Source organism: Sphingopyxis sp. (genome assembly GCF_035565275.1).
In the GTDB taxonomy this organism is placed as follows: Bacteria; Pseudomonadota; Alphaproteobacteria; order Sphingomonadales; family Sphingomonadaceae; genus Sphingopyxis.
Map to the genome: position 1 here is coordinate 1 of NZ_DATMST010000135.1, position 6,283 is coordinate 6,283.

Sequence of the window (6,283 nt, forward strand, 5' to 3'; positions counted from 1 at the left end):
GGAGCGCGAGGTCCTTGCGAGCAATAACACCCTCGTCGGCAAGGCCTTCGAAATCCACCATCCGGCTCCAGAAGTCGCGGCCGAACAGAAGGATTGGGAGCGGGCGTACCTTGCCGGTCTGGATCAGCGTCAGGAGCTCGAACATCTCGTCGAAGGTGCCGAAGCCGCCGGGGAATACCGCGACGGCCCGAGCGCGCAGCAGAAAGTGCATCTTGCGAAGCGCGAAATAGTGGAATTGGAAGCTGAGGTCCGGAGTCACGTAGGGGTTTGGCATCTGCTCGTGCGGAAGCACGATGTTGAGACCGATGGTCTCCTGCCCCTCGTCGACGGCGCCGCGATTGGCGGCTTCCATGATCGACGGCCCGCCGCCCGAGCAGACGACGAAGTGACGGCAGCCATTCTCGTCGGGCGGCACCTGACTCGCGAGCCGCGCGAGCGCGCGCGCCTCGTCGTAATATTTCGCCTTTTCCTTCAGGCGGCGAGCGATGTTGCGCTGGACGTCGTCGGTCGCCGCGGCTTCGAGCGCGTCGGCGGCTTCCGGCTCGGGAATGCGCGCCGAACCATAGATGACGAGCATCGATTCGATCTTCGCCTCGTCGAGCAGCAGTTCGGGTTTCAGGAGTTCGAGCTGAAAGCGGACGGGCCGCAAATCTTCGCGCAGCAGGAAATCATTGTCCTGGAACGCCAGCTTGTAAGCGGCGCTCGCGGTCTGCGGGGTGGTGGTCGCCTGCTTGGCGAAATGCGCGTCATCCTTTGCTTTGTGGAAACGCGAACGATGGGGTTGTTTATCTTCTGCCATTGGCGGACGGCTAGCCGTTCCGCATGACTTTGCCAAGTCAGGCAGCGGCTCAGCGGCAGTAGCCGTTGCCGCTCATATCGAAGTGGAAATGGTTATAGTGCGCCGCGTTGTAGTCGGGGCCGAGCACCGTACCGAAGCGACGGCAGCCCGATTTGTGCAGCGCGCGAAGAAAGTCCTGCGACGACCTGTCGCCCTTCCACCCGCCGTCGAGCATGATGCGGCGGCCATCCGCCAGCACGAATCCTGACACGTCGATCGCATTCGAATAGGCATGTTGCGACAGCCGGCCCGTGCGGCCGCCATAGATGTTGCGGCAGCTGTAGGTGCCGAAAGTCTCGATCTTCACGACTTCGGTGCCGAAATATTTCCGCGCCGCGGGTTTCACCGCATATTGGGCCCAAGCCGCGAAATTCTTTGCAAGCGGACAGGTCATCGCGCCGAGCCCCGACACCGGCGTTCCGACGTCGAGCAGCTTTACTGAATCGATCGAGGTGCAACCGCCGCCATGATCCTCGTTCGGGAGCGGCGTGAAGCGCACGCCGGCCTGCTTGAGATCGAAAGCGCATTGCTGCGCTTCGGCGCTGGTGAAGGAGGGAGTGCCGATCGATTGCGGACGGTTCGGCTTGCTCGCGGTCGTCCGCTTGCCCCCGCCATGCTTCATTGCCTCGGGTGCGCCGAAACAGGCGGATAGCGCCAGCGCTGCGATGGCTGCGATCAGTATCCGGGGCTTCAGGACGGTCGGGATCGGCATGGCCGTCAAATTACCGACGAAATAGTTAACAACTCGTATACCATGTTTTCGGCTCGTCGAAAATTTCGCGCGGTCCGTGCAATTTATTTGACACCCCGCGCCGCATCCCTAAACGCGGCGCCGGGCCACGCGGTCCCAACGCCGCGCGAGCTCTCTGCAAGGAGAGACTATGATGAGTGAAGTGACGACGCCACAGGTGCGCCCGACGCGCCCCTATTTTTCTTCCGGTCCCTGCGCCAAGCCGCCGGTCTGGTCCCCCGAAAAACTCGCTACCGAATCGCTCGGCCGTTCGCATCGTGCGAAGATCGGCAAGACGCGCCTCGCCTATTGCATCGACCTGATGCGCGAGATGCTGCAGCTTCCCGACACGCACCGCATCGGCATCGTTCCGGGCTCGGACACCGGCGCCTTTGAAATGGCGATGTGGACGATGCTGGGCGCTCGCCCCGTTACCACGCTCGCCTGGGAGAGCTTCGGCGAGGGCTGGGTCACCGACGCCGCTAAGCAGCTCAAGCTCGACCCGACCGTCATTCGCGCCGATTACGGCCAGCTTCCCGATTTGACCGAAGTCGAATGGTCGAACGACGTCCTCTTCACCTGGAACGGTACCACCAGCGGCGTGCGCGTTCCGGACGGCGACTGGATCGCTGCCGACCGCGAGGGCCTGTCCTTCGCTGACGCGACCAGCGCGGTGTTCGCTTACGACCTGCCGTGGGACAAGATCGACGTTGCGACCTTCAGCTGGCAGAAAGTGCTCGGCGGCGAAGGCGGCCACGGCGTGCTGATCCTCGGCCCGCGGGCGGTCGAACGGCTCGAAAACCACACCCCCGCCTGGCCGCTGCCGAAGGTGTTCCGCCTCGTCAGCAAGGGAGCGCTTACCGAGGGCGTCTTCAAGGGCGAGACGATCAACACCCCGTCGATGCTCGCGGTCGAAGATGCGATCTTCGCGCTCGAATGGGCGAAATCGCTCGGCGGTCTCGAAGGCCTCAAGGCGCGCAGCGATGCGAATGCCGCCGCGCTCGACAAGATCGTTGCGGAGCGTGAGTGGCTGAGCCATCTCGCCGCCGATCCCGCCAGCCGCTCGAAGACCTCGGTCTGCCTGTCGGTCGCGGGTGCCGACGAGGGCTTCATCAAGAAGTTCGCGGCTCTGCTCGAAGCCGAAGGCGCGGCCTACGACATCGCGGGTTACCGCGACGCGCCGCCGGGCCTTCGCATCTGGTGCGGCGCGACCGTCGACACCGCCGATATCGAAGCGCTCGGGCCTTGGCTCGACTGGGCCTACGCCTCGCTCAACGCTTGATTGCAAACCCCGGCGAAAGCCGGGGCCCATTTTCCCATTCCGCCACAGATCCCGGCTTTCGCCGGGACACGGAGACAAGACATGACCGCACCCAAAGTTCTCATCAGCGACAAAATGGACCCCAAAGCCGCCGCGATTTTCAAGGAGCGCGGCATCGACGTCGATGTCATCACCGGCAAGACCAAGGACGAGCTGATCGCGATGATCGGCGACTATGACGGCCTCGCCATCCGTTCGGCCACCAAGGTCACTGCCGACGTCCTCGCCGCCGCGACGAACCTGAAGGTCGTCGGCCGCGCCGGGATCGGCGTCGACAATGTCGACATTCCCGAGGCGTCGAAGAAGGGCGTCATCGTGATGAACACCCCCTTCGGCAACAGCATCACCACCGCCGAACACGCGATCGCGATGATGTTCGCCCTCGCGCGCCAGATTCCCGAAGCCAACGCGGGAACGCAGGCGGGCAAATGGCCGAAGAATGATTTCATGGGCGTCGAGCTGACGTCGAAGACGCTCGGCCTGATCGGCTGCGGCAATATCGGCAGCATCGTTGCCGAACGCGCGCTGGGCCTGCGCATGAAGGTCGTCGCCTTCGACCCCTTCCTCACGCCCGAACGCGCGATCGAACTCGGCGTCGAGAAGGCCGATCTCGACACCTTGCTCGCCAAGGCAGATTTCATCACGCTGCACACGCCGCTGACCGACCAGACGCGCAACATCCTGTCGGCCGAAAATATCGCCAAGGCGAAGAAGGGCGTGCGCATCATCAACTGCGCACGCGGCGGGCTGATCGATGAAGCGGCGCTCAAGGACGCGCTCGAAAGCGGCCATGTTGCGGGCGCGGCGCTCGACGTGTTCCAGACCGAACCGCCGGCGGCCGACCATCCGCTGTTCGGCGCGCCCAACTTCATCTGCACGCCGCATCTCGGTGCGTCGACCGACGAAGCGCAGGTCAATGTCGCGATCCAGGTGGCGGAACAGCTCAGCGACTATCTGCTGACCGGCGGCATTACCAACGCGCTCAACGTCCCCAGCCTCTCGGCCGAGGAAGCGCCGAAGCTGCGCCCCTATATGAGCCTCGCCGAAAAGCTCGGCAGCCTCGTCGGCCAGCTCGCGCACGACAATCTCACCACCATCTCGGTCGAGGTCGAAGGCGCGGCGGCGGAACTCAACCTCAAGCCGATCACCGCAGCGGTGCTGACCGGTCTGATGCGCCGCTATTCGGACAGCGTGAACATGGTCAACGCGCCGCATCTCGCGCGTGAGCGGGGACTCGATGTTCGCGAAGTGCGCCACGACCGCGACGGCGATTATCACACGCTCGTCCGCGTCACCGTGGCGACCAGCGACGGCGATCGCTCGGTCGCGGGCACGCTGTTCAGCAACGGCGACCCGCGCCTTGTCGAGATGTTCGGGATCAAGGTCGAGGCCGATCTCGACGGCCATATGCTCTATATCGTCAACGAGGATGCGCCGGGATTCATCGGCCGCATCGGCACCGCGCTCGGCGAAGCCGGGCTCAACATCGGCACCTTCCACCTCGGCCGCCGCGATGCCGGCGGCGAAGCGGTGCTGCTTCTCAGCCTCGACTCGCCGATGCCCGAGCCTCTGCTGTGGCAGCTTTGCCAGCTGCCCGGCGTAAAGACGGTGAAGGGCCTCAAGTTCTGACACGTCCGGGCGGGAGCGGTTGAAACGCTCCCGCCACCCGCCTAAGGCCGCATTCGATGACCAAGGCCCATGCCCTGCTACCCGAAGGTTTGCGCGACCGCCTCCCCCGCCAGGCGGAGGCTGCGTCACGCGTGACCCGCGCGCTCGTCGACGCGATGCGCGCGCACGGCTATGGCCGGGTCTCGCCGCCGCTCGCCGAGTTTCGCGAGACACTGGGCGGCGAGGACGAGCCCTCGACGCGCGATCTGCTCCGTTTCACCGATCCGGTGTCGCAGCGCACGCTCGCGCTGCGCCCCGACATCACGCGGCAGGTCGGCCGCATCGCGACCTCGCTCCTCGCGAAAGCACCACGCCCGTTGCGGCTCTGCTATGCCGGGCAGGTCGTCAAACTGCGCGCGAGCCAGCTCCGTCCCGCGCGCGAGATGCTTCAGGTCGGTGCCGAACTGATCGGTAGCGACAGCGTCGGCGCGGCGCGGGAGATCGTCATGGTCGCGATCGACGCGCTCGAAGCCGCCGGCATCGGCCCCGTCACCATCGACTTCACTTTGCCCGACGTCGTCGACCTGCTCGCGGGCGGTCCGTTGCCCGTTGACGCCGACATCCAGCAACTCCGCGATGAACTCGACGCCAAGGACGCCGGCGCACTGACGCGGCTGGGCGCCGAAGCCTACCTGCCGTTGCTCCGCGCCACGGGCCCCTTCGATCAGGCAATCGCCGATTTGCGCGCATTCGATACCACGGGTATTCTCACCGCCCGCATCGATGCGCTCGAAGCGATCGCCGCACCGGTTCGCGGCCGCGTCACGCTGACGCTCGACCCGACCGAGCGCCATGGCTTCGCCTATCAAAGCTGGTTCGGTTTCCAGATTTTCGTGCCCGGTCAGGGCGATGCGGTCGGACGCGGCGGCGGATATTCAATCCCTGTCGGCGAAAAGGAAGAATCGGCTGTCGGCTTTTCGCTCTATCCCGATCCGCTGATTGACGCCGGTCTCGGCGCCGAAAATGATGCCGAGCGCCGCATCTTCTTGCCGCTCGGCCACGACCCCGCGCTCGCCGCGAGTTTACGTGCCGACGATTGGCATACCGTGGCAGCGCTGTCCGAAGCTGACGACGCCGTTGCGCTGGGTTGCGGGTTTACACTCGGCCCCGACGGACCCGTCGAAGCCTAGAAATCCGATATCCCGAACCGCGGAATACCCTGATTCACGCCGGGCGGATCGAGCACGGTCACGTCCAGCTCGACCGGCTCGCCGATCCAGTGCGCCAGTGTCGTGTGATCGGCGAGATCATCATCGGTAAGCGGGTGGACCAGCGCGCGCAGCCCGGTCGCCTCGATCGTCGCGATCACCGCCGGAACTGCTGCGCCCAGAAAATGCACCTCATATTGCGCGATCGGATGCGGCCCCGCCGCGCCATCGGTCATGTCGCCGACGAACAGGATCGCCGAGTCGCGACCAAAGCCATCGCGCAGTTCGGTGGCAGCGGCGCGCTCGGCATCGTCGAAATAGATATGGGCATGATAGGGGGCTTCGGGGTCGATCATCGCGGGCATCCTTCTTTCCGCCTCGCTACCCCGCCAAAAAGACCGGCGCAACCGTGCCACCGCCCTTGCCTCTCCGGCCAAATCCGCTAAGGCCGCGCCGGGTCAGGATGGCCCCGCACAGCAGGACATTGTCATGGCAAATGTTACCGTCATCGGGTCGCAATGGGGCGACGAGGGCAAGGGCAAGATCGTCGACTGGCTCGCCAGCCGCGCCGACGCCGT

7 protein-coding genes are annotated in these 6,283 nt (G+C 65.0%); 4 read left to right on the forward strand and 3 right to left on the reverse strand.

The annotated features are described in order from the left end of the window. Positions 1-799: LOG family protein (locus VN047_RS08960; protein WP_325541874.1), on the reverse strand; the 799-nt coding region annotated here is incomplete at its 3' end. Between the two features lie 49 nt (positions 800-848). Beyond that, positions 849-1,550 (reverse strand): extensin family protein, encoded by a 702-nt coding sequence (locus VN047_RS08965; RefSeq protein WP_325541876.1) that lies wholly within the window; start codon positions 1,548-1,550, stop codon positions 849-851. A gap of 172 nt (positions 1,551-1,722) precedes the next feature. On the opposite strand from VN047_RS08965, the gene VN047_RS08970 reads away from it, so the two are divergent. From VN047_RS08970 to VN047_RS08980, 3 genes are all read left to right on the forward strand, one after another. Further along, on the forward strand, positions 1,723-2,850 hold the full coding sequence (locus tag VN047_RS08970; RefSeq protein ID WP_325541878.1) for a phosphoserine transaminase: 1,128 nt from the start codon (positions 1,723-1,725) through the stop codon (positions 2,848-2,850). Between the two features lie 81 nt (positions 2,851-2,931). Beyond that, positions 2,932-4,518: a phosphoglycerate dehydrogenase gene (gene serA / locus VN047_RS08975; RefSeq protein WP_325541880.1), complete on the forward strand. Its 1,587-nt coding sequence runs from the start codon at positions 2,932-2,934 to the stop codon at positions 4,516-4,518. Between the two features lie 56 nt (positions 4,519-4,574). Further along, the gene (locus VN047_RS08980; RefSeq protein ID WP_325541882.1) at positions 4,575-5,687 is read left to right on the forward strand and encodes an ATP phosphoribosyltransferase regulatory subunit; all 1,113 of its coding nucleotides are present in this window, start codon (positions 4,575-4,577) and stop codon (positions 5,685-5,687) included. On the opposite strand, the gene VN047_RS08985 is transcribed toward VN047_RS08980, so the two are convergent. Beyond that, positions 5,684-6,061, reverse strand: a complete 378-nt coding sequence (locus tag VN047_RS08985) for a DOPA 4,5-dioxygenase family protein (RefSeq protein ID WP_325541884.1) — start codon at positions 6,059-6,061, stop codon at positions 5,684-5,686. The two genes, VN047_RS08980 and VN047_RS08985, sit on opposite strands and share 4 nt — an antisense overlap. A gap of 133 nt (positions 6,062-6,194) precedes the next feature. On the opposite strand from VN047_RS08985, the gene VN047_RS08990 reads away from it, so the two are divergent. Next, the coding region (locus VN047_RS08990) for an adenylosuccinate synthetase (RefSeq protein ID WP_325541886.1) at positions 6,195-6,283 on the forward strand (89 nt) is incomplete at its 3' end.

Bases quoted from the DNA above. Each gene is read 5' to 3' on its own strand.
- VN047_RS08965 (WP_325541876.1), bottom strand. From the start codon at position 1,550: ATGCCGATCCCGACCGTCCTGAAGCCCCGGATACTGATCGCAGCCATC.
- VN047_RS08980 (WP_325541882.1), top strand. From the start codon at position 4,575: ATGACCAAGGCCCATGCCCTGCTACCCGAAGGTTTGCGCGACCGCCTC.
- VN047_RS08970 (WP_325541878.1), top strand. From the start codon at position 1,723: ATGAGTGAAGTGACGACGCCACAGGTGCGCCCGACGCGCCCCTATTTT.
- serA (WP_325541880.1), top strand. From the start codon at position 2,932: ATGACCGCACCCAAAGTTCTCATCAGCGACAAAATGGACCCCAAAGCC.
- VN047_RS08985 (WP_325541884.1), bottom strand. From the start codon at position 6,061: ATGATCGACCCCGAAGCCCCCTATCATGCCCATATCTATTTCGACGAT.